Source organism: Novosphingobium cyanobacteriorum (assembly GCF_029436685.1).
GTDB classification, from domain to species: domain Bacteria; phylum Pseudomonadota; class Alphaproteobacteria; order Sphingomonadales; family Sphingomonadaceae; genus Novosphingobium; species Novosphingobium cyanobacteriorum.
This window is the reverse complement of record NZ_JAROCY010000033.1, coordinates 1-21,596: the sequence shown is the minus strand read 5'-3', so window position 1 is coordinate 21,596 and position 21,596 is coordinate 1. Positions and strand designations below refer to the sequence as shown.

Annotated in this window: 24 protein-coding genes and 1 pseudogene; 8 read left to right on the top strand and 17 right to left on the bottom strand. The window is 65.2% G+C overall.

All coding sequences use genetic code 11. The annotated features are described in order from the left end of the window. The first annotated feature begins 27 nt into the window (after positions 1 to 27). From POM99_RS20700 to POM99_RS20675, 6 genes are all read left to right on the top strand, one after another. Positions 28 to 228 (top strand): hypothetical protein, encoded by a 201-nt coding sequence (locus tag POM99_RS20700; protein ID WP_277280586.1) that lies wholly within the window; start codon positions 28 to 30, stop codon positions 226 to 228. 2 nt (positions 229 to 230) lie between these two features. Then, positions 231 to 434, top strand: a complete 204-nt coding sequence (locus POM99_RS20695) for a hypothetical protein (RefSeq protein ID WP_010890958.1) — start codon at positions 231 to 233, stop codon at positions 432 to 434. A gap of 19 nt (positions 435 to 453) precedes the next feature. Further along, positions 454 to 810, top strand: a complete 357-nt coding sequence (locus tag POM99_RS20690) for a hypothetical protein (protein ID WP_277280585.1) — start codon at positions 454 to 456, stop codon at positions 808 to 810. 126 nt (positions 811 to 936) lie between these two features. Beyond that, complete coding sequence (locus tag POM99_RS20685) at positions 937 to 1,359, top strand: hypothetical protein (RefSeq protein ID WP_277280584.1); 423 nt, start codon at positions 937 to 939, stop codon at positions 1,357 to 1,359. A gap of 120 nt (positions 1,360 to 1,479) precedes the next feature. Continuing rightward, complete coding sequence (locus tag POM99_RS20680; RefSeq protein ID WP_277280591.1) at positions 1,480 to 1,701, top strand: DUF5818 domain-containing protein; 222 nt, start codon at positions 1,480 to 1,482, stop codon at positions 1,699 to 1,701. A 251-nt stretch (positions 1,702 to 1,952) separates the two neighbouring features. After that, a complete protein-coding gene (locus POM99_RS20675; protein WP_277280583.1) occupies positions 1,953 to 2,138 on the top strand; it encodes a hypothetical protein in 186 nt (61 codons plus the stop codon). Between the two features lie 2 nt (positions 2,139 to 2,140). Here the strand turns inward: POM99_RS20675 and POM99_RS20670 are convergent, their stop codons facing one another. Continuing rightward, positions 2,141 to 2,911 carry a GntR family transcriptional regulator gene (locus POM99_RS20670; RefSeq protein ID WP_277280582.1) on the bottom strand — a complete coding sequence of 257 codons (771 nt, stop codon included), beginning with the start codon at positions 2,909 to 2,911 and terminating at the stop codon, positions 2,141 to 2,143. 214 nt (positions 2,912 to 3,125) lie between these two features. On the opposite strand from POM99_RS20670, the gene POM99_RS20665 reads away from it, so the two are divergent. Continuing rightward, complete coding sequence (locus POM99_RS20665; RefSeq protein WP_277280581.1) at positions 3,126 to 3,761, top strand: FCD domain-containing protein; 636 nt, start codon at positions 3,126 to 3,128, stop codon at positions 3,759 to 3,761. Positions 3,762 to 3,889: 128 nt separating this feature from the next. Next, on the top strand, positions 3,890 to 4,087 hold the full coding sequence (locus tag POM99_RS20660) for a hypothetical protein (protein WP_277280580.1): 198 nt from the start codon (positions 3,890 to 3,892) through the stop codon (positions 4,085 to 4,087). Positions 4,088 to 4,090: 3 nt separating this feature from the next. Here POM99_RS20660 and POM99_RS20655 read toward each other — a convergent pair whose 3' ends face one another. The 16 genes and pseudogenes from POM99_RS20655 to POM99_RS20580 all read right to left on the bottom strand — a co-directional run. Continuing rightward, positions 4,091 to 7,132: a conjugal transfer protein TraG N-terminal domain-containing protein gene (locus POM99_RS20655; RefSeq protein WP_277280579.1), complete on the bottom strand. Its 3,042-nt coding sequence runs from the start codon at positions 7,130 to 7,132 to the stop codon at positions 4,091 to 4,093. Positions 7,133 to 7,144: 12 nt separating this feature from the next. Continuing rightward, positions 7,145 to 8,599, bottom strand: coding sequence for a conjugal transfer protein TraH (locus POM99_RS20650; RefSeq protein WP_277280578.1), 1,455 nt, complete (start codon positions 8,597 to 8,599; stop codon positions 7,145 to 7,147). Further along, positions 8,599 to 9,411, bottom strand: a complete 813-nt coding sequence (locus tag POM99_RS20645) for a thioredoxin family protein (RefSeq protein WP_277280577.1) — start codon at positions 9,409 to 9,411, stop codon at positions 8,599 to 8,601. The genes POM99_RS20650 and POM99_RS20645 overlap by 1 nt, the downstream gene beginning before the upstream one ends. Beyond that, the gene (locus POM99_RS20640) at positions 9,408 to 9,782 is read right to left on the bottom strand and encodes a hypothetical protein (protein WP_277280576.1); all 375 of its coding nucleotides are present in this window, start codon (positions 9,780 to 9,782) and stop codon (positions 9,408 to 9,410) included. The genes POM99_RS20645 and POM99_RS20640 overlap by 4 nt, the downstream gene beginning before the upstream one ends. A 16-nt stretch (positions 9,783 to 9,798) precedes the next feature. Beyond that, positions 9,799 to 11,928 (bottom strand): conjugal transfer protein TraN, encoded by a 2,130-nt coding sequence (traN, locus tag POM99_RS20635; RefSeq protein WP_277280575.1) that lies wholly within the window; start codon positions 11,926 to 11,928, stop codon positions 9,799 to 9,801. A 1-nt stretch (position 11,929) separates the two neighbouring features. Beyond that, positions 11,930 to 12,694, bottom strand: a complete 765-nt coding sequence (gene trbC, locus POM99_RS20630) for a type-F conjugative transfer system pilin assembly protein TrbC (protein WP_277280574.1) — start codon at positions 12,692 to 12,694, stop codon at positions 11,930 to 11,932. Between the two features lie 8 nt (positions 12,695 to 12,702). Then, positions 12,703 to 13,725, bottom strand: coding sequence for a conjugal transfer pilus assembly protein TraU (gene traU / locus POM99_RS20625; RefSeq protein WP_277280573.1), 1,023 nt, complete (start codon positions 13,723 to 13,725; stop codon positions 12,703 to 12,705). Next, the gene (locus POM99_RS20620; protein ID WP_277280572.1) at positions 13,722 to 13,988 is read right to left on the bottom strand and encodes a hypothetical protein; all 267 of its coding nucleotides are present in this window, start codon (positions 13,986 to 13,988) and stop codon (positions 13,722 to 13,724) included. Before POM99_RS20620 ends, traU begins: the two co-directional genes overlap by 4 nt. Continuing rightward, positions 13,985 to 14,674: a type-F conjugative transfer system protein TraW gene (gene traW / locus POM99_RS20615; protein WP_277280571.1), complete on the bottom strand. Its 690-nt coding sequence runs from the start codon at positions 14,672 to 14,674 to the stop codon at positions 13,985 to 13,987. The genes POM99_RS20620 and traW overlap by 4 nt, the downstream gene beginning before the upstream one ends. After that, on the bottom strand, positions 14,671 to 15,213 hold the full coding sequence (locus POM99_RS20610) for a S26 family signal peptidase (protein ID WP_277280570.1): 543 nt from the start codon (positions 15,211 to 15,213) through the stop codon (positions 14,671 to 14,673). Before POM99_RS20610 ends, traW begins: the two co-directional genes overlap by 4 nt. Further along, positions 15,197 to 15,763 carry a type-F conjugative transfer system protein TrbI gene (locus POM99_RS20605; protein ID WP_277280569.1) on the bottom strand — a complete coding sequence of 189 codons (567 nt, stop codon included), beginning with the start codon at positions 15,761 to 15,763 and terminating at the stop codon, positions 15,197 to 15,199. Before POM99_RS20605 ends, POM99_RS20610 begins: the two co-directional genes overlap by 17 nt. Beyond that, the gene (locus POM99_RS20600; protein WP_277280568.1) at positions 15,753 to 16,115 is read right to left on the bottom strand and encodes a hypothetical protein; all 363 of its coding nucleotides are present in this window, start codon (positions 16,113 to 16,115) and stop codon (positions 15,753 to 15,755) included. The genes POM99_RS20605 and POM99_RS20600 overlap by 11 nt, the downstream gene beginning before the upstream one ends. After that, positions 16,112 to 18,718 carry a type IV secretion system protein TraC gene (traC, locus tag POM99_RS20595; RefSeq protein ID WP_277280567.1) on the bottom strand — a complete coding sequence of 869 codons (2,607 nt, stop codon included), beginning with the start codon at positions 18,716 to 18,718 and terminating at the stop codon, positions 16,112 to 16,114. Before traC ends, POM99_RS20600 begins: the two co-directional genes overlap by 4 nt. Before the next feature lie 6 nt (positions 18,719 to 18,724). Next, positions 18,725 to 19,870: a hypothetical protein gene (locus tag POM99_RS20590; protein ID WP_277280566.1), complete on the bottom strand. Its 1,146-nt coding sequence runs from the start codon at positions 19,868 to 19,870 to the stop codon at positions 18,725 to 18,727. Then, complete coding sequence (locus POM99_RS20585; protein WP_277280565.1) at positions 19,867 to 20,763, bottom strand: DsbC family protein; 897 nt, start codon at positions 20,761 to 20,763, stop codon at positions 19,867 to 19,869. The genes POM99_RS20590 and POM99_RS20585 overlap by 4 nt, the downstream gene beginning before the upstream one ends. Before the next feature lie 10 nt (positions 20,764 to 20,773). Then, positions 20,774 to 21,463 (bottom strand): annotated as a pseudogene (locus POM99_RS20580) (TraB/VirB10 family protein); the annotation flags it as partial. Positions 21,464 to 21,596 lie beyond the last annotated feature (133 nt).

The following is a 21,596-nucleotide window of genomic DNA, read 5'->3' as shown; positions in this document are numbered from 1 at the left end:
GCCTTTTCGCCCGACGCCGCGAGCCGCGTGTTCGACCGCGCGCAGGCGACTCTGGTCTGGCTGGCGGTGCTGGTTTTCGTCCTTCCTGAGCCAGCGGTGCGCGGCCTGGTGATCGCCGCGATGCTCTCCGTCGCGCTCGCGGCAACGGTGGTCGCGCTCCTCGCCGAGGCCGCCCCTTCCGCTCCCTCACAGTCCGCCCCTCCCCCGGCTGCCCATCCTGGAGACTGACCATGGCCTACGAGCATGACGAAATCGGCGACTTTGCCAGCGAGCGCGACGCGCAGGACTGGGCCGAGCGCAACAACATCGATCCATCAGATCTCCACTTCCGCGCCCGCGGCAAGCGGGGTGTCACCCTGAGCGTGCGCCGGTCGGCGCTCGGGGATTCATCGCAAGCCGACCTCTCGTTTGGTCGCCGGACCGGCTTTTTCTGAAAAACCAAGGAGACTAAAGATGAAGCGTTATCTCTACCTCGTCCTGCCGTTGCTCGGCGCAATGGCCACCCCTGCCCTCGCGGCGAATGCGAGCCCGCTGAGCCTGGCGACCACCGCTGTGACGCCCGCCGCCGCCCAGCGGGCAAGCGACAGGGAGGCCATGACCGAGCAGGTCCGGCAGAAGCTCGCGCGCCTGCGCGAGGCGCTTGAAGCCCGCAAAGGGGACGCCAAGGCCGGCTCGGCGGCCGCGCAGCACGAAGCGCAGGGCCCTTGTTCGGATTGCCCGGACGAGGACGGCAAGGCCCATCACCATTCCGTCAGCGAAGAGCGCAAGGCCGATTGCATCGAGTGCGTCGAGCACGCGACCTACGCCTGACGGGGTGCGGCGCGGTCCGGGCCACCTCCCACCGGACCGCGCCGTTTTCCCGGCAACACTCTTGAACAAGGATTTCGTTCAATGGATTCAGTTGCATCATATCTATGCCGGGAACCTGCAGTCCTTATGCCCACGGGGCAGTCCTACGATGCCGAGCTTGCGGTCGATCGCTGGCAACTAAGCTACTTTGCCGGACCAGAAGGGATCAGTCTTGGCGTCGGCGGCAGGCTTGAGATTGGCAGGGCGAGTCCCCGCGTGGTCGAAGTATCGGAAATTCATCTTTGCAATGGGAACGCGACGCAGCGCTACTTCAACAAATTTCAGGATATTCCCCAAGGTGCAATTGGGGCAATCGACCTGTCCGATGACCCGTGCGGTGCGATAGTGGTGCGGCCCGATGATCCGGCATTGATCTACGACCTGCTAGAACTGCAGCACACGCGGCGACTGTCGTTTCACCCTTGCCAGGAACTCAAGTTGCTGATGACAATCTCGGCGACAGATACTGACGACTTCTTTGCCGTCCGTTCGATGCATTTCTACGTCTGACGGCCGCAATGCGCATTGAACGGAAGCTGTCGTTGGGAATTCCCCTCGTCTCCTGCTAGAGGCTTTCTCGCCTGGAATTGCTCCCGGCTAGGCCCCATCAATCGCGAACCAATCTTGCCTATGAACCGCCCTGCCCGCTCTACATCCAACACGATAACTGGGACGATCGAGGCGGGACCGCGCGGACCGATCCTGCGTGATGCCGAAGGCCTCGCCTGGCGGCTGCATTTTGGCGAGGAGCCGGTGCCTGAGGGTCTTCAGGGAGAGGTCAGCGTGCGCGGCAAGATCGTCCAACCCGACCGGATCGACGTCGAATTCTGCACACTTCTCAGCAGTGATTGATCATCACTGCTGGCCGATATGCAACTACCGGCGACGCTCGCCGGCCTCTGTCTCGACAAGTTGACATGCCTTCGGTTCTCGTGACGAAATTGATTTCGCGCGGACAAGGCTCCGAATCTTAGGCGCAGGTACCTAACTCGGACCATTTCAGAGCCATTATTTGATAGATTTAACTTGGCGCAATATTGACAGATTCCCAAGTTTCAACAATCGTTTGCTTGGATTTGGGCTTCGGGGGCGGCTTGATGCGAATGCAGCGACTGCTGATCGATCGAAGCACGCTGGACCTGATCACGTCGGATGCCCGGGACTTCCTCGATGTCCTCGATGCCGCTGGTCTTCTCCAGGCATCGGCGATGATGCGAGGCGTCCTTGAGCAACTCGCGCTCGACCGCTCCCACCTGCCCGACGACACCAGCGAGGCCGGTCCGCACTAACCCTATCTGCGGTTGGCGGCCGGCACCCCGAACGGGATTGTGCGTCCGTCGGCGCCGGGCTCACGGGTCCCCTGCCCGTAGAGTCTGCCCTCGAACTCGAAGGTCGGCGCGAACCGGACAATGGTAGCCGTCTCGCCCGCTTCGCGCCCGGACAGCTCCGCGATCGAAGCCAGCACCGCCTCGCGCGACGAGTAGATGTCTTCGCGCATCAGCAAACGCGCCATCGAGCCCGACCGCTCGGCGATGGCCGCCGCGATCTTCTGGTGCATGCGAAACGACTGCTCGGCATCGTCGGCGCGCTGCGACCAGACGATCCGGCGATGCAGCGCATTGGGAAGCACCATGCGCGCCATGTCAGGCATCTGCGGGATGCGCGACATGCGCATGATCTCGACGTGGAACCTGAGGTTCTCGATGACCACACGCTCAAGTGAGTCCGGATCCTCGGGGATTGCTTCCCGGGCCTCGGCAGCCAGCGCGGCCAGCAGCGAGATTTCGGCGTCGCTGGCCCGCTCGGCCGCACGAAATGCGGCAAGGCCTTCGAAATTGGCGTGCATCTCGAACAGGTCCTCGACCTCTTCGCGGCCCCAGGTACGCACGGTAAATTCGCTCCGGCCCTTGCGGGTGAGGTAGCCTTCGTGAGCGAGAGCACTCAGCACTTCGGCAACCCCGGCCGGGCGGCAAACATAGACTTCGCCAACCTCGGCCTTGTTGATCGCCTGCCCGGGAAGGTAGCGCGCAGACAGGACCCCGAACCTGATTTCGAGGAACATGAGTTCAGAAAGGGACTGTGCTCTGGTCAATCGACCTCCCTCATGGATGAGTTCTGGCTCACCGCATTGTTTCGTACTTCCTAGCACAATATCGTTTTGATTTCCGAATCCGGGAGCTTCGCATTATCCCCATTTGGTCGTCGTTCGGTTTTTTGGGGCAGCAGTGGCCAAAACAAAATTGCCAGTAATGACAACGATTGCCTGCCCGGCGCAGATGATCTTTGCCGTGCTGCGCGAGCCCAGCAAGCGGCGACGCTATGACAGCGCGGCCGATATTCCCGGCCTACAGGGTCTCGATCCCGCCGAGGCAGAGCGCTTGGCACTCGAACTCATCGATCTTAGCCTCATTGCGCGCGACCATGGCCGCTACACCATCATCGACTGGAGCGTTGACCGGATCACCGAACACCTGGCGCTGGCCGGTGCGATCCAGGCCATGGCGGCAGCCGAGGTCGCGGCTTGCCACGGAAAGACCGATTTCAGCCATCTCGAGGCGCTGAATTCGGCGCTCAAGGCCTATGACGACATGGATGTGGCAAACCTGCTTCAGGGGGCCTACATCGATTATCAGTGGCACCTCGAGCTCGTCCGTCTGAGCGGTAATAGGGCGGCGCTTGCCGCTTATGGCAAGTCGGTTCCGCCGGCGGTGTGGATTGCAGGCGCCAACTACTTCCAGCTCGACGAAGCGCGCAGTTCCCTGGTCGAGCACGACCGTCTGATCACCTACATGAAGGCGGGCGACACCCTGCGCGCGCGTGACGCGGTCTCGTTCCATGTCGAGGAGGCGGCTGCTCAAATCCGCCGCGCCGGCGCGGCACGGATCGAGAGCTATCCTGGCAAAGGCACCTGACTTCAAGCGCCGCGGCGCTGCGAGGAGAGGGGGTGCGAGCCTTGTGCGGAGGGCTCGACCTGCTGCTGGCACATGATTGAAAATTCAGTCCGTTTGGGGTAATCATGGCCAGGGCGAGGAGACCCTCGATGGACCATGATCGTTACGGACTGGATGGGATGCCGATTTACCCGCGGCAGGGCCACTTTGACCATGTCACGGGTGTAAGGCTCCCTACGTTTCGCGGCCAAGGCAAGACTTTGGGCCGCTGGCCGACGACCGTGCTCGTCGCCCTGATGGTGATCGTCGGGATCGCCTTGGCTTCGTCCTCTCACCTGTTTGGCTGAAAGTCAGGTTCGTCTCTTAGCAACATGCAAGTGGTCGCGCTCGGGCTTGTCCGGGAAGCGCTCGAACTGCACGGCATAGCCCTCGCCAAGCCGTGACCGGACCTGCGCAGCCCATCGCTCGCCTTGTTCATCGGAGATGTTGTTTCCCCTGAAGTCGAGCGCGCGGTCGTCATAGTGGGCTGATCCGGCCATGTGCTGGGTGCTGTCATTACCGGACGTGACCACCGGGGTTGGCAGGCCAAGCGATCGGGCTTCCTCTGCTACCGCGCCCATTGCAGGCACCAGGTCCCCATCCATATGGCCAAGCCGCGCGCCGGGTTTGACCTTGATCCCGAGATCGCGCGCAAGGGCAGCGCCGTCGACCGGACCGTCTGGCACCGCGAGCAGCGTGCCGCCTTCCAGCGGCGATGGCACAAGCCCTCCTACGCGGGATGAAGTCGGTAATGCTGGCGTTTGCGGCATGCCGAGGCCAACATTGGTGCCGAGCGATCCCGATCCCGCGATGCCTGCAACGTCGCCAAGCTCATTGATCCGGTGCGCCCGCAAATCTCCCATCAGATCGTCCATGATAAAGGTGATGGCCTGGTCGCGGCGCGTGACATCCCGATAGTCGAGCCGCGGGTTGGAGAGATCGGGCAAATGCCACTCGGGATGCTCTCGCTGCAACGTTTCGTAGCGATCCTGGATCAGGTTCGACATGTCGCTCGAGATCTGGAAGCCGTGGCTTTCGGCGTAGCTCGCCTCTGACATCATCCGGCTACCGATCTCGCGATAGCGCGCAGCGGCCGCACGGCGTTCCTCGGCCTCGGCTACGCGCCAGTCGTTGCCGTCGGTGCTGGTGTGAGAACGGCTATGGTCGGTGTAGTCCGAGCTCTGGCTGTAGGTGCCCGACGACTGGATATCGCCACTCGAACCGCTGACGACCACCCGGTCACTGGTCTCGTCGGACTTGTCGGTGCCGCGCGTTGTCTGGTTGGTTGCTGAGCGTTCGCTACCAGCACTGGCGCGATCGCCGCTCTCACGACGTCCAGAGAGCGAGCCAGAAAGAGAAGCAGAAACGCCGCTACCTACTTCCGATTCCAGAGGGGTGCCGACCGTTCCGGTACCAGTCAGCGACAAGCCTGAACCAAATGTCCGGCTCGCGAAATCGCTCGAGGAGCGACTGTTGCCCTCGCGCAGGATGAGATCGTTGTTCGTGACCTCGCGCGTCGAGCTACCCTTCGCCCCTTCGACGACCACATTGCCACCGACATTGTGGGTATCCGAGGCGCGTGAACCGCTTTCTCGCCGTGCCCCCGTGACATCGCTGGTCGCGGTGACGGAGCTGCCGAACTGTCCCTTCGAGCTGGTCCAGCTGCTCGAGGTGCCGTTCTCGATCTTGTCGGCCTCATTGAGATACCATTGACCCTGGGATCTGAGGTCGGTCGCATAGCCCCGCGTCATGGTCGGCTTGAACGGCAACTGGGAAATCGCCGCATTGGTATCGATCACCGAATGGCCCGAGCCATATTCGTTGAACATGCGTCCGTCCGCCTCGCGGAAACCCGAATGCCCCGCGCCCGCCAAAAGGTTCGGCGCCTGATTCCACTGCGACACCTGCCGGTTTTCGGCGTTGAGGTTGCCGTAGCTGACATCGCCATAGGCGTAATTGCCAGTGGTTCGTTCAAGCGCCGCAGCGTCCGAGCCCGTCTGGACCGGGGCGAGCATCGAGCCCAAATTGTTCGCGGCCGACATGGTTCCGCGCATGACCATCAGCGCCAGCATCGGCACCGACATCATCAGGAACCCTGCCATCGTGGCGACGTCCTGGTTGACCGCATCGATCCCCGCCCAGTTGGCGAGGTTCACGCTGCCCCCCGAGACCGCCGCGGTCTGGGAGGCCAAGCGGTCCATGATGAACGAGTGGATGAGAACGTAGATCGGCCCCCAGGCTGAGAGATAGAAGAAGCCCGAGAAATAGCCCTTCAGGGTCGCGATGCCGGTGCGCGGGAACAGCAGCAGCGGGAAAACGATCGGGAACAGGGCGTAGAACACCACGGTCAGGACCACGCCGAGCACCGGAATCCAGATCAGACCCTGCTCGGCCGCAGTCGTCATCGCGTTGCGGGTCTGGGTGTCGGCGCGCTGGAGCGCGAAGGAATCGGCATCGGCATTACCGAAGTCGAGCTGGGCCGCCTCGAAGGCGTCGACCATGCTCTTCTGCTTGAAGAACTGGTTGCGGGTCATCGCCGTGCCGGTGAGCAGCTGCGAAACCACCGGCACGTCATTGGCGAGCTTGGCACCGGCGGCGGCCTCGGTAAGCTTGGGGTACATCGAATGGGCAAACGGCAGCGCATAGGCGTTGATCTGCGCGTCCCACTGGTTGTTGATCAGCGTCCAGGCCTGCGCGCAGGTCTTGCCCTCGATGTCCACGGTACCAGTGCCGGTATCGGTCAGGTACTTCATTCCGCGGTTGGTCGCGGCATTGACCCCAAGCTCGGCCCAGAGGTCGGGCGCCTCGCTCAGCAGCTTGAGGCTCTTGGTGCCAAGCAGGATGTCATAATAGGCGCATTGCTTGAGATAGCCGTCGACATTGGCCTTGAACACCGGATCGCGGATCTCGAACCCGCGCGCCTTGTCCCACATCCGCGCCCCATAAACGAAACCGCCGTTCGAGTAGCTCAGCGCAGCAGGCATCACGAAGACAGTCTCGGCGGTGCGGGTCAGGTAATCGCTGACCTGGCTGGTGAACGAAGCCATTGCGGCAAGCCCGATCGGCACATTGGCCACCGTGGCGGGCGCGAGCCCTGCATTCATTCTGTCGGTGACCTTCACCGTCACGGTCGGGACCATCAGCACGAGGTAGATCAGCGTCGATTGGATGAACCAGCGAAACCACGCGCGCCAATCGAGGTCCATCGCGGTGATGAGCAGTGCGTAGATCAGCCCCATCACCATGACGACGCGGATCAGCGACTTGAACCCGCCAGAGCCGGTCCAGGCGGCGATCGCGTTGAAGGTGTTGACGAGGTAGTCGCCGCCCCCGACCGTGAAGACCTCGAGCATGCTCGCCGCCCCTTACTGGACCTGGCTGCCGAGCGTGCGCGAGAAGCGCAGCGCGGCCGACATCTGGGGCGAGAGCTGGGTGCGCAGGGTCTTTTCGAGCATCTGCGTGCGCTGAATGAGCGCGAAGGTCTGGTCGAAGCGCTGCGAGGTGCGCGCCGCGATCCCGAGGAAATTGCGCCGGGTCTCGTAAAGCCCCTCGCGCCATTCGCGCAAGCTGTCCGCGTCGGCGCCGTTGAAGTCCGAGCGCGCGTTCACCGCCATGTCGATGAAGCGCATGGTCATGGTGGTGACGAGATCGACCGCAACGATTTCGGAAAGATCGTTGATCTCCTGGGCCGAGATGCCGAACTCAGCCGCCGCGCTGACCGTGATGATCTTGTAGACGGGCACGCTCGCCATGCCGAGGAGCTGGATCTCGGCCGGGGTCAACGAGGCACCGGGATCGCGCACCTTCAGGGCCATGCTCTCGATCAGCGTGCGCACCCGCGCCTTGATCGCTGTATTGGGGCCGATGACCATGTCGATCTCGCTGGGTGCCATGCATTTGGTCGCATCGCCGCCGCAGCTCCAGTACTTGTGCGGGGTCGACGAGGTGCCGTCGAGCATGGCGCTGATCAGCGCCGGGTCGGCCGGGCCGATGAACTGGACCCTGGGTTTCCCGCCGTTCCCGGCCGGATCGTAGATCACGGTCCCGACCAGCGTCATCAGGAACTCGCGGAACTGGGTATCGAACCCGCCGTACTTCTTGCCCAGTGCCTCCCAGGTGTAGTTGTTGGGCATCCCGGCCTGTTCCTTCATGTCCGGGTCGGAATTGGCGCTCTTCAAGGCCTCGCGCTGGCCGCCGTTGTTGCACTGCTGGCGCGCGCGGGCCCAGTCGGAGACCGCGCCCTGGCTGTTGGCGATTGCCTCGCAGATGACCGAACTTGCCGTATCGCTCTTGGGCCAGAGGCCGCCGACCAGTGCCTGCGCGGTCTCGCACGACGAGATGTTCATCTGGTTCATCTGCTGAACCTTCTGCGCCAGCTCATCCATGACCTTGCCGATCTCGGGCGAGATCGTGTCGATCGCGAGCTTGAAGGCAAAGCCGAGTGCGTTGTTCGCGGTGGCTTTCAGCATCGCGACAAGTTCGGCGGTGTTGATGAACGAGAAGGACCCGGCAAAGAGGTCGATGCCGCCGCACCCGGCGCGCGCATGGGGCAATTGGAGGTTGAAGGGCTGGATGTTCTTCTGAGGGAAGCGCGACCAGACCGAGCCCATCGAATAATAGCCCGCCGACTGGCCCTGGTAGGCGCTGGGGCCTGTGACGTTGGCCTGGCCCCCCATGTCGGACATGAAGCTTTGCATTTCGCCCTCGACCCCCGCCGAGGCGGGCGTGGGCGAAGCGAGCAGGACCGCGGCACCGAGGACCGCGCCTAGCGTAGCTCGCGAAACCTGATGAAGGCGGGCGGCAAGTCGACGGGCGCCCATCAGTAGTCGCTCCCCACCTTGACCTGCGTCAGCTGGAAGACGCGGTCCATGATCTCGTCCTGGCTGAGGATCCCGTAGCCGATCGGCATCGGCTGTTTGGTGACGGAATCGAACAGGACCAGCGCGGGCACCTGGCGGTCGGTGCCGAGCCCGAGCTTCTCGTATTGGCCGCTGTCGACCATGTAGCCGGGGAAGGTCGAGGAAGGCCCGCCGTCGGTCGAGACCGCGAGCACCGCGAGGCCGTACTTGTCCGAGACGGACTTCAGGATCGGCGAGAAGATATCGCAGGCCCCGCAGTTCGAGGCGAAGAAGTAGAACACCCCGTAGCGCTGCGAGAGATTGGCCATGACCCGGTCGCGGTCCGTCTTGCGCTCGTCGATCCAGGCGCGCTTGCCGAGCGTCGAGACCGGGCGCTGCAGCGTGTAATCGAGCCCCGGATCCTGCCACAGCGCGCGCTGCCAGACGTCGGCAAACATCGATGAGCGGTCGAGCTGTTCGCGCTGGAAGCGGACATAGGCCGTGACGTTCTCCGGGCTCGGCTCGAGGATCGCCCGCGCCTTCAGTTCTTCAAGCTCACTCCCGATCGCGGCCAGGCGCTCGCGCGCCGGGGGCTGCGCAGCAGCAGCTTTGCGCGACTCCTCCTTGGGCTTCTCGCAGTAGAACCAGGTGCCGAGCTTCCTCTCCTTGCAGTAGAGCGCGTCCTCGCTTTGTCGGACTTCTACCCCATCGCCCTCGGAGGCGCGCAGCGGCGCGGTTGCGGCAAGCATGAGGCTGGAGGCGGCAAGCAGGGCAGTGCATTGGCGGTAGTTCATGATCCGCTCCTCTCGAATTCCTTGATCAGTGACATGAAGACGGCGACGTCGAGCAGCCGACGGCCGCCATCGAGCAGGCGCACAAGCGCGCAGTAGAAGCCGGACAGTGCTTCGCTCCCGGCTTCGGCGATGGTGTAGGTTCCCGCCTCGAGCCGCGCCCATCCGCGCCGCACGATGGCCTCCAATTGCGTGCGCAGGCTGCGCGCGCGGACCGGATGGTCAAACCAGGCCGAGATCTCGGCGGCGATGCCGCGCGCGGTCAGCGGACCCTTGCGGGCGAGCGCCATGCCGACGCAGAACTCGAGCACGGTGAGATCGGGCGCGGCGTCGTAGGCCCCGAACGCGACGACGCGCGCACCAAGTTCGGGCAAGGGGTTTCTGTCGAGGTCAGGGCTTGTGCGCGGCATAGTAGGCCTCGATCTTTGCCTGGATTTCGATGAGCGTGGCGGCTTCGTCGGGTAGCTTCGCCGCATCGACGAACTCCGCGTAGATTTCCGAGAAATCCATCACCGAGAGGTCGAGCTGCTGGAACTCGAAGATGGTGAAACCGTCGCAGACCGGCTTCTTGGGCGTCCCCCAGGTCTTGCCGATCTGCGGGCGGCCCTGTTCCTGGAGGATCCGGCTGATCTTCGACTGGAAGCAGCAGTAGACGTCGCGCTTGGAAAGGCAGATGCCAAGGAAGCTCGACGAGCAGTAGGTGCCGATCTTGTGGCAGAGCCCGGCATCGTCCTTCTGGTCGAGCAGGACCTCTGAGGGACTGCACAACAGCGGAACGAGGAGCGGGACCCCTTTGCCAGAGCAGCAGTTGGCAAGGCCGAAGACCTTGTGCGCGCAGCTCTCGGCGGTGCCCTTGAACAGGGTCAGCGTGCTTTCGTCGAACTCGGAATTGGCCTGTCCGAGCGCGTTCAGCGCCACGACGGCATCCTTGAACTCGTCGGAGGCCTCGCGCACGATCGGTTCGCAGTCGCCGTTGATGCAGTAGACGTCGTTCCCGCAGATGTACTGCGCGGGCTGCGTCGTCGAGGCGGGAATCGGGCACTTGTAGACCCGCTCGGCAACCTTGCACGAGCCATCGCCGCTTGGCGGATCGTCGAGACAGGTCTCGTGGTCAAAAGTGCAGCCAGGCGTCGCGTCGAGCTTGCCGCAGTCGTTGCCGCCGCCAACTACGGTCTGGCACTGCCAGGTCTTCGTGGTTTCCCAGCAGGCCCGCGTGACGGGCACGCCGTCCACCAGGCGGGTTTCATTGGGGGCAGTGCAGGTTTCGGAAGCGAGCGTGCAGGTCCCGAGATCGACCGAGCAGGCATTGTCGGTCCAGACCTGTGTGAACCACTTCGACACCGAGCTTTCCGGCACGATGCCGGCGACATTGGTGCTGCACGAATAGACCTCCTCGGGCGCGGCAGGCTCGAGGCAATAAAGGTAGCCCCCTCCCCCGAACGGATCGCCGACGAAGTCCCAGGTCTTGCAGAGCTGACGGTCGGTCAGGCCTGCCGCGATCGCCGTCGTATGGGTGCAGGTGGCCTCCGAAGCGATGGTCCCGCATTGCTGGAGGCCGCTCACATACTGCACCGGAAGGCCGGTGACCGGATCGAAGGTCAGCGCATCGGTGATCCCTTCGTTGTTGCAGCGATAGACGTTGCTCACGACCTGGAAGGCGTCGGGCGGCGGCGGTTTGGCCACGGTGCCCATGAGGTAGACGTTGGGATCGGAGATTGCTGCGTCGCAGTCGTAGTAGTCGACCGTGAGGTTGTAGTCGGGAACCGGGAAGGTCCCGGTCTTGCGGCACAGGGCATTACCCTCAAGCGCAGCGCAGCCTGGAAAGCCCGGGGCGGTGACGCAGAGGTACTGGTAGAGCGTCTCGTTCCATGCCGCGACGGTGAGGCTGCGGGTGCAAGTCTTGGGCTGTTCGACCACGCTCGAGCCGACATTGCAGGTCCACTCGGCGGTGTTGGTGGTCCCCGGGCTCGGCGGCAGCGGAACGCAGTTGCCGGTAGAGCCGTCCGTGCTCACCCCCTGGAGGTAGGCATTGGGATCGTCGGTAACGGTGTTGGCCCGGGACAGGTCGGCGCGGGTGACATCGACGGTCGGACGCGTGGTTGAATTCGCGGTGCGGTAGGCATCGCTATTGTAGCCCGCCGCCGCCCCGTCGGCGTACATGTTGCCGGGATTGTCGTAATACTGGGTGAGCCCGGGGTAGTTCGCCTGGTAGCCCGGGATCTGCCCGGCCGCACCCGGGGCATCGGTGATCCCCTGGTAGGCGCCGCGCACGCTCGATCCAGTGGAGCGCGCCTCGGCCTTGGCTTCATCCACGGTCATGGTGGCAGGCGCGGAAGGTGGCGGCGGGGCTGGTGCGGGCACGCCGGGATCGATCGCGGGTGGGAGCGGCGGCTGCGGCTCGACCAGATCGTCGGGTGGGGGGATGTAGACCTGGGCTTGTGTGCCGGTCGCGGCGAGCAGCCCCAGGGCGGCCAGCGCCAGTCCGGCCAGCTTGAGTCCGGCAAGGCGCGGCACCAGCATCTCAATGGCCCTTGTTGAGCTGGGCGAGCGCGATGCGCGCAACGCCGGCGCCTGGTCCGCGGCCACCGGCGAAACTCTCGAGCGCAAACTCGACCGTTACATTGCCGGTGAGCCGGTCGTGGTCCGGGGTGACGCTGGTGCAGTCGAGCCCGTCGCAGAGCTCGTACTCGCGCCCCGCAGCAACGAAGGTCGGCGCGGCCTCGACCTTGAACGCGCGGAACAGGCGCGGATCGATCGCGATATGAGCTTCCTGACCCTCGTCGGTCACTACCCGCTTCAGCCCTTCGGCAAAGGCCTTGGTGCTGCCGCCGGGAAAGCCGCGAAAGACCACCACGCCGCCGGCCTTGGTCGTGTCGGCGATCAGCCGGGCGAGCGAGGCTTGCGGCATCGACAGGCTGGCAAAGACCATGAACATCGGCCCCTCGCCCATCGACGCACGGGTGTTGGCGGCGGCGCCTGCGAGCAGTTCGTCGAAATCGACCGCGCCGTCCGGGCCTTTGGGCAAGCTTGCTGGATCGATCGATGCTACAGAAGCGAGGCCTTGTTCGCGCAAGGCTTCGGCTTCGCCGCGGTGTGCCTCGCCCTTGCCGGCAACAGCATCGACCAAGGTCTGTGCATCGGCCGTGGCTTCGGCGGCCCGGTCCTTGATGGCCTTGAGATCCATGCCCTCGATCGTTTGCGCGAGCGCTGCCGAGACTGCGGTGAGCGCCAAGAAGCCCGCGATCGGAGCCATCCGTGCCTTTGACAGGGAGCGCGCGAAGGTCATGGGGGTCCTCACAGCATGCAGCAGTTGCGCTTGCGCCAGACGAGGTAGCCAAAGTCCTCGCCCTTGACGGGGTAGCCCTTGCCGGTCTGGGGGATGATGGTGGTCGCGCCGATTGGCGCGCAGGCGTAGCGGCCCTTCACCGTCGAGATCGGATTGGTCATCTGCAGCCGGTATTGCTGCTTGCGCATCACCGGCATCAGGTACTTGTGGCACAGGGCCTTGGAACCCATCGTCCCCCAGGCGAGCGCCTCGCGGTGCATCTTGTAGAGCATGCGTTCGGCGACGAGCCGCGAGGCCTGGATCGGGGTGACGTGTGCGGCGACGTGGCCGTTCAGCGGATACATCCCGCCGTTGCAGCCCGCGCACCAGAACATCTGGTCGATCGGCAGCTTGGCGGTCGCCGCGACGCAGTCGGCCGCGCAGGCCGCGGTCGCGATCGGGTTCGAGAACAGCGCGACTTCGGGATTGATGATCGAGGTGAGCGCCGAATCCTGCCACAGCGGGTCGATCTCGGTGACATAGGCGACGTCGAAGGTGGTCTGCTCGAAGCACAGGAAATCGGTCAGGATCTCCATCCAGTAGAGCAGCGGGTAGACGTAATAGTGCGACTGCCACTGCGAGCTGTTCTGCGCCTTGCCGCCGATCTGGCTGCGCCCCTGGACATGGCCGTTGCCGATAGCGAAGCCGGGATTGAGGCGGATCCCGCCAAGGTTGGGGAAGCACCAGGCCTTGTTGGTGACATCGACGAGCCGTACGGGTTCCCAGAAGCCCACCGAGATGCCGATGCGCGGGATCGGCGAGCCGCAGGCGCACAGGGGAAACGAGGGGTTCTTGGGATCGGGGCGCGAGCCTTTCCAGATCGAGAGACCGCCGATCGACAGCGGGAACAGGCATGACCAGCAGACATCGGTGATCGGATTGATGAATTTGCCGTGGCACGAGACCGTATCGGCGCGCGCGGGCGCGGTTGCGGCAAAGGCGAGCGCCAGCGCGGCGAGCAATCCCGCGAATTTCCGTACGAGCCGCTTCATGGCTGCGCTCCTTGGGCAAAGTCCTCATCCGCCCGCAACTTGGTGCGGAAGTAAGCAATGCCGTGGAGCGGCGCGGCGAGCGCGAGGATCAGCGCGGGACCTGCGCCCCACAACCCAAACAGCGCTTTGAGGAGCGGGAGCAGCAGCACAGCGAGCGCCAGGGCCCAGCACAGCGCCATCCACCAGCGCCGCATGTGGCGCAGGCGCGCCGTTTCGGGAGCGGCCATCGGCGTCTTGAGGAAGTCGATCAGCGGGTGGGTCATGACACCTTGCCTCCGCCAGAGAGAACGGGTGCGGGTGCCCCTGCAGCGGGCGGTAGCGGCACTTCGCTGATCTTGAGGTTTGCGCCCGCAGCCGTGACCACCGCAGGAGTGTGGCGGATGCCGAACTTGGCGGTGAGCGTGCCGCCCTGGTCGAAGTAGAAGCGCCGCTGCCAGGGCTTCATCGCAGCGAAGGGCGATCCCGAAACGAAGATGATCTTGGCGCGCGCGTCGCTCCAGGTCCTGACCGCCCAAGCGAGTTCGGCGGCATTGTCACCGTCGACGAAAACCAGCGCCTGGCTCAATTGCACCATGTCGAGCGGATTGACCCGGGTTCCGCGCGCAGCGATCAGGTTGCCCTTGGCATCGACGATATCGTCCTCGGTGACGATCGAGGGGTCGAACAGCCATTCGCGCTTGGTAAGCGCAGGCGTCATGCCGTCGACCGGCTTGGGGCGGCGCACGCTGGCGACCGCCTGCTCCTGCATCTGGCGCTGCATGCGCTCGATCCCGCCATTGGCTTCGAGGGTCCTCAATCGCGTCTCGATCGTGGTGAGAAGATCGGTCTCGATGATCGGAAAGGTCTGGCCCATCTGCCCGTAATCGGCAGCGCGCAGGCTCGAGATCACCGGCCAACCGACCAGCAGCGCTACGCCGCCGGCGGCGACCAAGGCGGCGGCGGGCCTCACAGCAGCGAGTCCCCGGTGCCGATGATCGTCCCGGAACAGACAAAGCCGATATCGGCATAGCGGCTGTCGAGCCCATCCTTGTGGGCGGTGCCAAGATAGTAGCAGTGTTCGGGGATCCGCCCGGTCGGGCCAGGCTCAAGCTTCTCGCCGCGCGAACTCGCCGGCTTGAGGCGCGCAACCTCGGCGCCGTTGATCCGCACCACGGCGCCCTCGCGGCTCACCAGGTCGCCCGGCATGCCATAAACCCGCTTGGCAAAAGGCGGGGCCACCTTGCCGAAATGCGCGGTGATGAGCGGGGTCTGCGGCGCCTTGAAGACCACGAAGTCGCCGCGCGTCGGCACGCGGTGCTTGTCGATCCAGAATGCCCAGTTGGGGAGCGACTGGGTGGTGTTGATCAGGATCGCGTGTTCATCGCGCCAACTCGCGAGCGAGGAACTCGCCGCGAGGCACGCCGCAAGCGCGCCGATCGCCAGCCAGCGCTTCGCATGACTGGCGCGCGCCGCCGGGGGCTCAAGGTGTGCTTCAGTTTGCGGGGGCATTGCCCTGCCCCCCGAGCGCCCCGGCCTGCGGCCCCGGCCCCGCCATAGCGGCACGCATGGCGCCCATGACGTCGCTGCCGCTCGCCGCTGCCTGCTGGGGCATCCGCACGCGCGCATAGACTTCGCGGCGCACGTCGGCGGTGATGTCGGGGACATTGCCGGCAACGACCGCCTCGCCGACCAGCACGATCTGCCCTGCCGCGCCGCGCCGTTCGAGATTGCGCTGGATCTCGCTCATGAACGCGCGGGTCTCGGTGGTGACCTGCTCGGGCGGCGTCGCAGAGCGCGCCTGCGCCTGGACATATTCGCCGACGATTCCGGAAAGCTGGACCTTGGCAATCGCCGGTCTCTCAGGTCCGCCGAGCACGCTCTTGGTGACCCAGGCTCCCCACAGGCCCGCCGCGACGAGGGCGGCGACGAGCGCGACCGGAGCTGCGCCGAGCCGCGCGCGCGGCGGGGCAGCGGGGGCCGCTGCTACTTCAGCCTCGAACAATGGGCCGGGCGCTGCGGTCTCGCCGCCTGATGCGGCTGCACGGGGCTTACCTGCCATGATCTCTCTCCTTGCAAGTGGGGGTTGCCGCAAGGCTCAGGTTCCCGAGCGAATGGCGGCGGAAGTAAGCGAGCACGGCGAACAGCGCGGCGCTTGCCAGCCAGAAGAACAGGCGGAAGCGGTCCTGCCGCGCGGCATCGGCCGCAACGTAGCGCGAGGCGAAATTGTCGAGCTGGAGCACGGTCCCGGAAAAGCTGAAGTTCCCCAGCGCGGCGAAGAACAGGAGCCACAGGGCCGCAACGCAGCCGAGCGTGACCGCGAGCCAGCCCGTCAGCCGCAGCGCGACATAGCAGCCGTCCGCCAGGCGGGATGGCGCGCGCGACGCCGCGGCCCGGACAACGGCGGGCGTCATTCGGCCGCCTCCGCAAGCTCGCCCTCGGCGAAATCAGGCGCGCCCGGCTCGGGCGGCACGAAATCAGGGAAAGCCACCCGCTCGATCGCATCGGGGAGCGCCAGGCCGCCGCGCACCTTGTCCTCGATCTCGGAAAAGACCCGCGGGCTCGAGGAATAAAGCGTCGCCGAATAGGGATCGAGCACGAGGCGTCCCACAGCGAGGGTCTCGGGGCCCTTGATCAGGACGTCGGAATACTCGGTGCCGTTGCGCTTGAGCGAACGAAGGAGGCTCTCGGTATAGTGGTCCATCTCGAAGCGCTGGTGCTTGGCGAGGTCGTTGATCGTCTCTTCCTTCTGCTGGAGGACGATCGACCAGTCCGAGTTCTCAAGCGCGGCGAGCGAACCTTCCGACTTGTAGAAGTCGTTGAGCGACTGGGTCGCGGTGATCAGCGAGCCGCCGTACTTGCGGCAGGTGCGGGCATAAGTCTCGATCGCCTGGCCCATCTGCCCGCCGCCGAGCAGCTGCCAGGCCTCGTCGATCATGGTGAGCTTGGGCACCGAGCGGTCAAGATCGCGCATGACCCGTAGCGTCAGGAACATGAGCGCGGTCAGCGCGACCGAGCGCAGTTCGGGTTTCGAGGAGAGATCCGAGAGCTCGAACACGGTGAGCCCGGCCGAGAGGTCGATCGAACAGGCGCCCTCGAAGAAGCGGCCATAGGTGCCGCCCTTGAGGAACGGCGACATGGCATCGGCAAGGTCGCCTGCGAATGGCGAGGTCAGTGCGCGCAGCGCGGAGGCGACGTCGTCGATCGTGCCTGCCCGCTGCTTTTCGCGCCAGACCGTGCTCACCGCGGAATCGATCAGCCCGCGTTCGGTATCGGACAAGCGGTCCTGCTGGCGCGCCATCTGGCCGACGATCGACTTGAGCATGGCGAGGCATTCGACCTCGTAGTCCTCGCCGTCCTCGTCGCTTGCCAGCGCCTCGCCGTCGATCATGTCGAAGGGGTTGAGCGAGAAGCCCGAGGAGAGCTTGAACTCGACGAAGGCCCCGCCAAAGGCTTTGACCATGTGCTCGAACGAACGGCCATCGTCGATCACGATAACCTTGGCCCCCGCCCCCGACATCGCCGCGCAGACGTCCTGCAGGAACACCGATTTGCCCGAGCCCGACTTGCCGAAAACGGCAACGTTGTGGTTACCCGCAGCGTTTTGGAACGGCGACCAGAAGAACGGCTGCCCGCGCCGACCGATGAGGAGGACATGCGGGATGTGCCCGCCGGTATGCTCACCCTGGAGCGGCGCAATCGACGCCGCCGTGGTGGTGAGCATGGTCTTGAAGCGCTTCATGCGCTTCAAATCCGTCGAGAGACCGTTGGGGAGCGACAGCGGCATCGCGGCGAGCAGCCCCATCACCTGGAGGTAACGCTCGTCGATGAGGTCCCACCCGCAGGCCTTGTAGACCGACTTCACCATGCGCTCGTTGACGTCGCCCTTGCCCAATGGCGAGAGCGCGCCGACGCCGTAATAGACCTGCGCGAGCTTTCTTCCCTGGCGGATCTCGGCCTGGACATATTGCCACTCGTCGCGCTGTTCGGAGAGCTGGGGCAGAAAGCGCGCCGAGCGGCTGTCGGCAAGGCTGGTGGTGCGCATGACCTTGAGCCCGGCGCGCGAGGCGACTGCCTCCTCATCCTGGTAGACGAGCCCGAGCACGGTCATGACGTTGCAGCCGAAGCGCAGCTTGTCGTTGATGACGTCGCCGATGATCTTCTGGACGTCCCATGGCGCCCATTGCTTGGGGAGGTTACGCACCGAGAAGAAGCGCCAGTCGAACTTGTCGGGCACGACCTCGCCGATCACCGGCGCGCCGTCCTGGCGCTCGCCCGTCGGACGGAAGCGCTCGGTCTGGAGCACGATCCGGTCGGGGGTGACCTGGGTTTCCAGATCGCGCCGCACGCACTGGACGTTGATCGGATCGAGCTCGGAATAGTGCTCGGGCTTGTCGGCGTTATCGACCGCCGGGCAGAGGAAGTCGTCGAGGAAGGCGATCAGTTCGACCGGGCTCATGTCGCGGGCCGGAATCGAGAGAGCCTGCAGCGTGCCGTGGAGACTGTCACGCACCGAGGCGAGCGTGTCGGCCCCGATCGGACCGCTGAGCCGGGCACCGACCGAGAGAATGACCCGGGTATTGCGCAGGTAAAACGGCGCATCGCGCGAGATCGACATCCAGGCGGCGCGGCGTAGCCAGCGCGCCCGGTGCATCGCCGCGCGGCCATAGACGCCCTTCGCGACCACTCGCGGCATGACCCAGTCGGCGATGCGTTCGCCGACCGAGGGACTCTGCCAATGGATCAGCTGGATCTCGCAGCCCGAGGGGACGGCGTCCGATAGAAACTGCGTGAGGATCTCGCCGCTGCGCTCGTCTGCCCCCATCATCGGCGCCAGCTCGAGAATGAATCCGAGCGACTCCGTATTGATGAACATGCGGCTCTTCTTGTCGTAGCTGCGATAGGGCAGCCAGTTCGACAGCATTGGCGCGCCGAGCACCGGGCGTGTCGCCTCGGGATGGGCGCTTTCGCCGAACAGCATGTCGAGGAACCGGTCCCAGAACCCGCGCGAGGCCATCGTCGCTTACTCCTCGACCTTGGCAGGGAATGCGGCCGGGCCATTGGCTGGTTTTGCACCCATCGAGGTGGGACCGGCCGCCGCAGTGGGCGCAGGGGCCGGGGCAGCAGCAGATGGCGTCTTGGGGGCTGGTGCCGGGGCGGCCTGGGCCTTCGCCGTGCCTGCCAAGCGCGCCTGCACCTGAGCCTGGATCGCCTCGATCGGGTTGCCCGACTGGAGCGCGGCACCCTTGGCGCGGGCCGCCGCAACGGCCTCGGGGCGAGGCGGCGCGGAAGGCGCGGCATCTAGTGCTTTAGGAGTGGGTGACACAGCGTCTTGAACGATCGGAGCGGCAGCCACCGGGCTCGGCACGAATGCCGCGCTCGCGAGGCTGATCGCCCGACCATCAACCTGCTCGCCGATATTGGGCTCGCCCGAGGAGAGCTCCATCCAGGCGCCATCGTCGACCACCGCGTGGATGATCCGCGGTTCGTGGAGATTGCCGCCGCCATCGACGAAAGACGGGAACACCACCTTGAGCACGCGTCGCTCGCGGTGGACCATGCCCCCGCCGGCCGAGGTCAGTCGGCCCGAACCCGATGGCGTGTACGCCGCGGTGACGGGCTTCGCCGCCGCAGGTTGCCGGATGTATGGCCCGGCCGGGGTCATCGGGCGCGCATTCTGGATCACCGACAGCGCCTGGTCGTCGATCACGGTCGAGGGCGCACAGGTCCCGCCGGGCGCGCTACAGGCGAAGCTGCCCTTGATGTTGCCGCCGAACAGCGAGGTGCAGGCCGCAAGCTGGGTAGCCGCGAGCCCGATCACGGCAATGCTTGCCGCCCGGGTGACAGGGCCTGGCGATCGCCGGGCGGCGAGATCCCCAAGCCGGATCGCAAGTCGCCACATGGCCAGGCCAGATTGGCGCGAAATCGCCCCTTCTCCGAGCGCCACATGTCCGGCCGAGCGCGCCCAGGCGCGCTTGCCGAGCAGTGACTGTTCGCGGGAGCTGAGCAGCAAACCTTGCGGAGCCGCAGTGGCAAAAACGAGATCCTGCCACAGCTGGATCGCTTCGGCGCGGCTGAGGTGGGCGCCCGGTAGCGACACCGCCCCGCACGAGCGCCGCGCCACCGCGCGGGCCAGACCCGCATACTGTTTGGGTGTCAGCGCGGTCACGACTTGGCGCCCTTCAGCCACTGCTCGAGCACTTCGCGTGGACGGAAGCCTTCGATCACCGCGCCGTCCGAGCGGACGATCACCGGGGTTCCGGCAAGGCCCTGCTGGCGGGCGAAGGCCTCGTTGGCATCGAGCGGCGAGGTATCGCAGGTGCGGGTGTCGGTGATCGGTGCGCCGGCATAGGCCGCCTTGACCGCATTGCGCCGGTCGCGCGCGCAGAACACCTGGTTGGCAAGGTCGCGGCTGCCGAGCACCGAGATCGGCCGCTCGATTACCCGCACGTTCATGCTTTCGAGCACGCCCGAGAGCGCGCGGCAGTAACCGCAGCGAAAATCGCTGAACACGGTGACGGTTGGCCCCGAGCTTGCTCCCCAGACAATGCCGCCCGCCTCGGGCAGTGCGGCGAGCGACATCATCCGGGGGGCACCGCTCGCCGCCGGCGTGCTGACGCCGCGGCGGGGGGTCTCGACTTCCTGGGCTTCCTGCTTGCTGCCAGCAGCGCCGCCGACGAGGAGATCGGGGTTGACCTCGAGTAGCCGCACAGCGGTCAAGTCCTGGCGGGTCTGCATGTCGTAGACCCGGCCGATCAGAAGGTAGCGCGCTGTCTTGTCGACGTAGAACAGCTGCGATCCGGCGGTCACTTCGCAGACCCCGTCGACCACCTGACAATTGACGCGGGAAACCTGGGTGCGCGGCAGGCGCTGCTTCAGGAGCGCGGTCACCGCCTGGTCCGCTTCACTTGGCACGTGCTGAGCGGTCGCGGCATCGCCGGCGCCGGAGTTCGCCCAGACCAACGAGCCGCCACTACCGAGCGCGATCGCGGCGAGCGGCATCAGGACCTGGCCAAGGCGGGGCCGCACCAGATGGAATGACTTCAAGGATTTCAGTTTCATTGCACCCTCCTCACCCGTTGATGAACACGCCTTCGAGAAACACGATTTCGACATCGATCCCGGTCGGCATCTCGATCACGGGCTGGTACTGTTCGGCCCGCTCGATCAGGTACTTACTGACCATGTCGCCCGAGGTCGCGACGCCTTCGCCGAGGCCGCCTTGCAGGATGTCGCCGGCGCCAAGCTTCTGGCGCTGGCCATTGACGCTGACGTTCGTGCCGGTGAGCGTCGAATTGGTGTTGGCGGCAAAGCCGCGGCCAAATCCGCCGGCGAGCCCGGCCAGGAAGGCCTGACCGATGAGCGAGCCTTCGCGGCTCACCACCCTCCCCCGCACCCCGGTCTTGCCGCCGAAGGCGATGAAGCCCTTGACGTCCGAGACCGCGTAGCGGCCATTGGGCTGCGGGCAGGTCATGCGCTGCAGCTTGACGTAGACCTTCTCGCTCGAGAGGTCGCCCCGGGCAGCACCATTGACCAAGCATCCAGCGATATTGGTCGTGAGCAGGCGCCCGTTATCGTAGACCGAGCGCGCGGGTCCGGTGATGCGCAGCACGACCGGCAAGGGATCGGTCTGGCTCTGGACGCCTGCGGCCGCATCGACCCCGACGATGACCTTGGCGACCGCGATCGAATTTGGCGGCAGGTAATTGGCACTGTCGGTGAAAACCGTGTTGCCCTTGGGGACCGGGCTTCCGGTGCCGCTCGCGCCCTCGTTGGCCCAGTCGGCCCGAAGCTGCGATTTTGGCCATGTTGAAGAACAAAGATTGAACATGGCGATCTACCAGGCTCGCTCTTGTCCTCCAATCTCGTAAACATCGGTCTCGATCGAGCACCTG

Bases quoted from the DNA above. Each gene is read 5' to 3' on its own strand.
- POM99_RS20695 (WP_010890958.1), top strand. From the start codon at position 231: ATGGCCTACGAGCATGACGAAATCGGCGACTTTGCCAGCGAGCGCGAC.
- POM99_RS20690 (WP_277280585.1), top strand. From the start codon at position 454: ATGAAGCGTTATCTCTACCTCGTCCTGCCGTTGCTCGGCGCAATGGCC.
- POM99_RS20685 (WP_277280584.1), top strand. From the start codon at position 937: ATGCCCACGGGGCAGTCCTACGATGCCGAGCTTGCGGTCGATCGCTGG.
- POM99_RS20680 (WP_277280591.1), top strand. From the start codon at position 1,480: ATGAACCGCCCTGCCCGCTCTACATCCAACACGATAACTGGGACGATC.
- POM99_RS20675 (WP_277280583.1), top strand. From the start codon at position 1,953: ATGCAGCGACTGCTGATCGATCGAAGCACGCTGGACCTGATCACGTCG.
- POM99_RS20670 (WP_277280582.1), bottom strand. From the start codon at position 2,911: ATGTTCCTCGAAATCAGGTTCGGGGTCCTGTCTGCGCGCTACCTTCCC.
- POM99_RS20665 (WP_277280581.1), top strand. From the start codon at position 3,126: ATGATCTTTGCCGTGCTGCGCGAGCCCAGCAAGCGGCGACGCTATGAC.
- POM99_RS20660 (WP_277280580.1), top strand. From the start codon at position 3,890: ATGGACCATGATCGTTACGGACTGGATGGGATGCCGATTTACCCGCGG.
- POM99_RS20655 (WP_277280579.1), bottom strand. From the start codon at position 7,132: ATGCTCGAGGTCTTCACGGTCGGGGGCGGCGACTACCTCGTCAACACC.
- POM99_RS20650 (WP_277280578.1), bottom strand. From the start codon at position 8,599: ATGGGCGCCCGTCGACTTGCCGCCCGCCTTCATCAGGTTTCGCGAGCT.
- POM99_RS20645 (WP_277280577.1), bottom strand. From the start codon at position 9,411: ATGAACTACCGCCAATGCACTGCCCTGCTTGCCGCCTCCAGCCTCATG.
- traN (WP_277280575.1), bottom strand. From the start codon at position 11,928: ATGCTGGTGCCGCGCCTTGCCGGACTCAAGCTGGCCGGACTGGCGCTG.
- trbC (WP_277280574.1), bottom strand. From the start codon at position 12,694: ATGACCTTCGCGCGCTCCCTGTCAAAGGCACGGATGGCTCCGATCGCG.
- traU (WP_277280573.1), bottom strand. From the start codon at position 13,725: ATGAAGCGGCTCGTACGGAAATTCGCGGGATTGCTCGCCGCGCTGGCG.
- POM99_RS20620 (WP_277280572.1), bottom strand. From the start codon at position 13,988: ATGACCCACCCGCTGATCGACTTCCTCAAGACGCCGATGGCCGCTCCC.
- POM99_RS20610 (WP_277280570.1), bottom strand. From the start codon at position 15,213: ATGCCCCCGCAAACTGAAGCACACCTTGAGCCCCCGGCGGCGCGCGCC.
- POM99_RS20605 (WP_277280569.1), bottom strand. From the start codon at position 15,763: ATGGCAGGTAAGCCCCGTGCAGCCGCATCAGGCGGCGAGACCGCAGCG.
- POM99_RS20600 (WP_277280568.1), bottom strand. From the start codon at position 16,115: ATGACGCCCGCCGTTGTCCGGGCCGCGGCGTCGCGCGCGCCATCCCGC.
- traC (WP_277280567.1), bottom strand. From the start codon at position 18,718: ATGGCCTCGCGCGGGTTCTGGGACCGGTTCCTCGACATGCTGTTCGGC.
- POM99_RS20585 (WP_277280565.1), bottom strand. From the start codon at position 20,763: ATGAAACTGAAATCCTTGAAGTCATTCCATCTGGTGCGGCCCCGCCTT.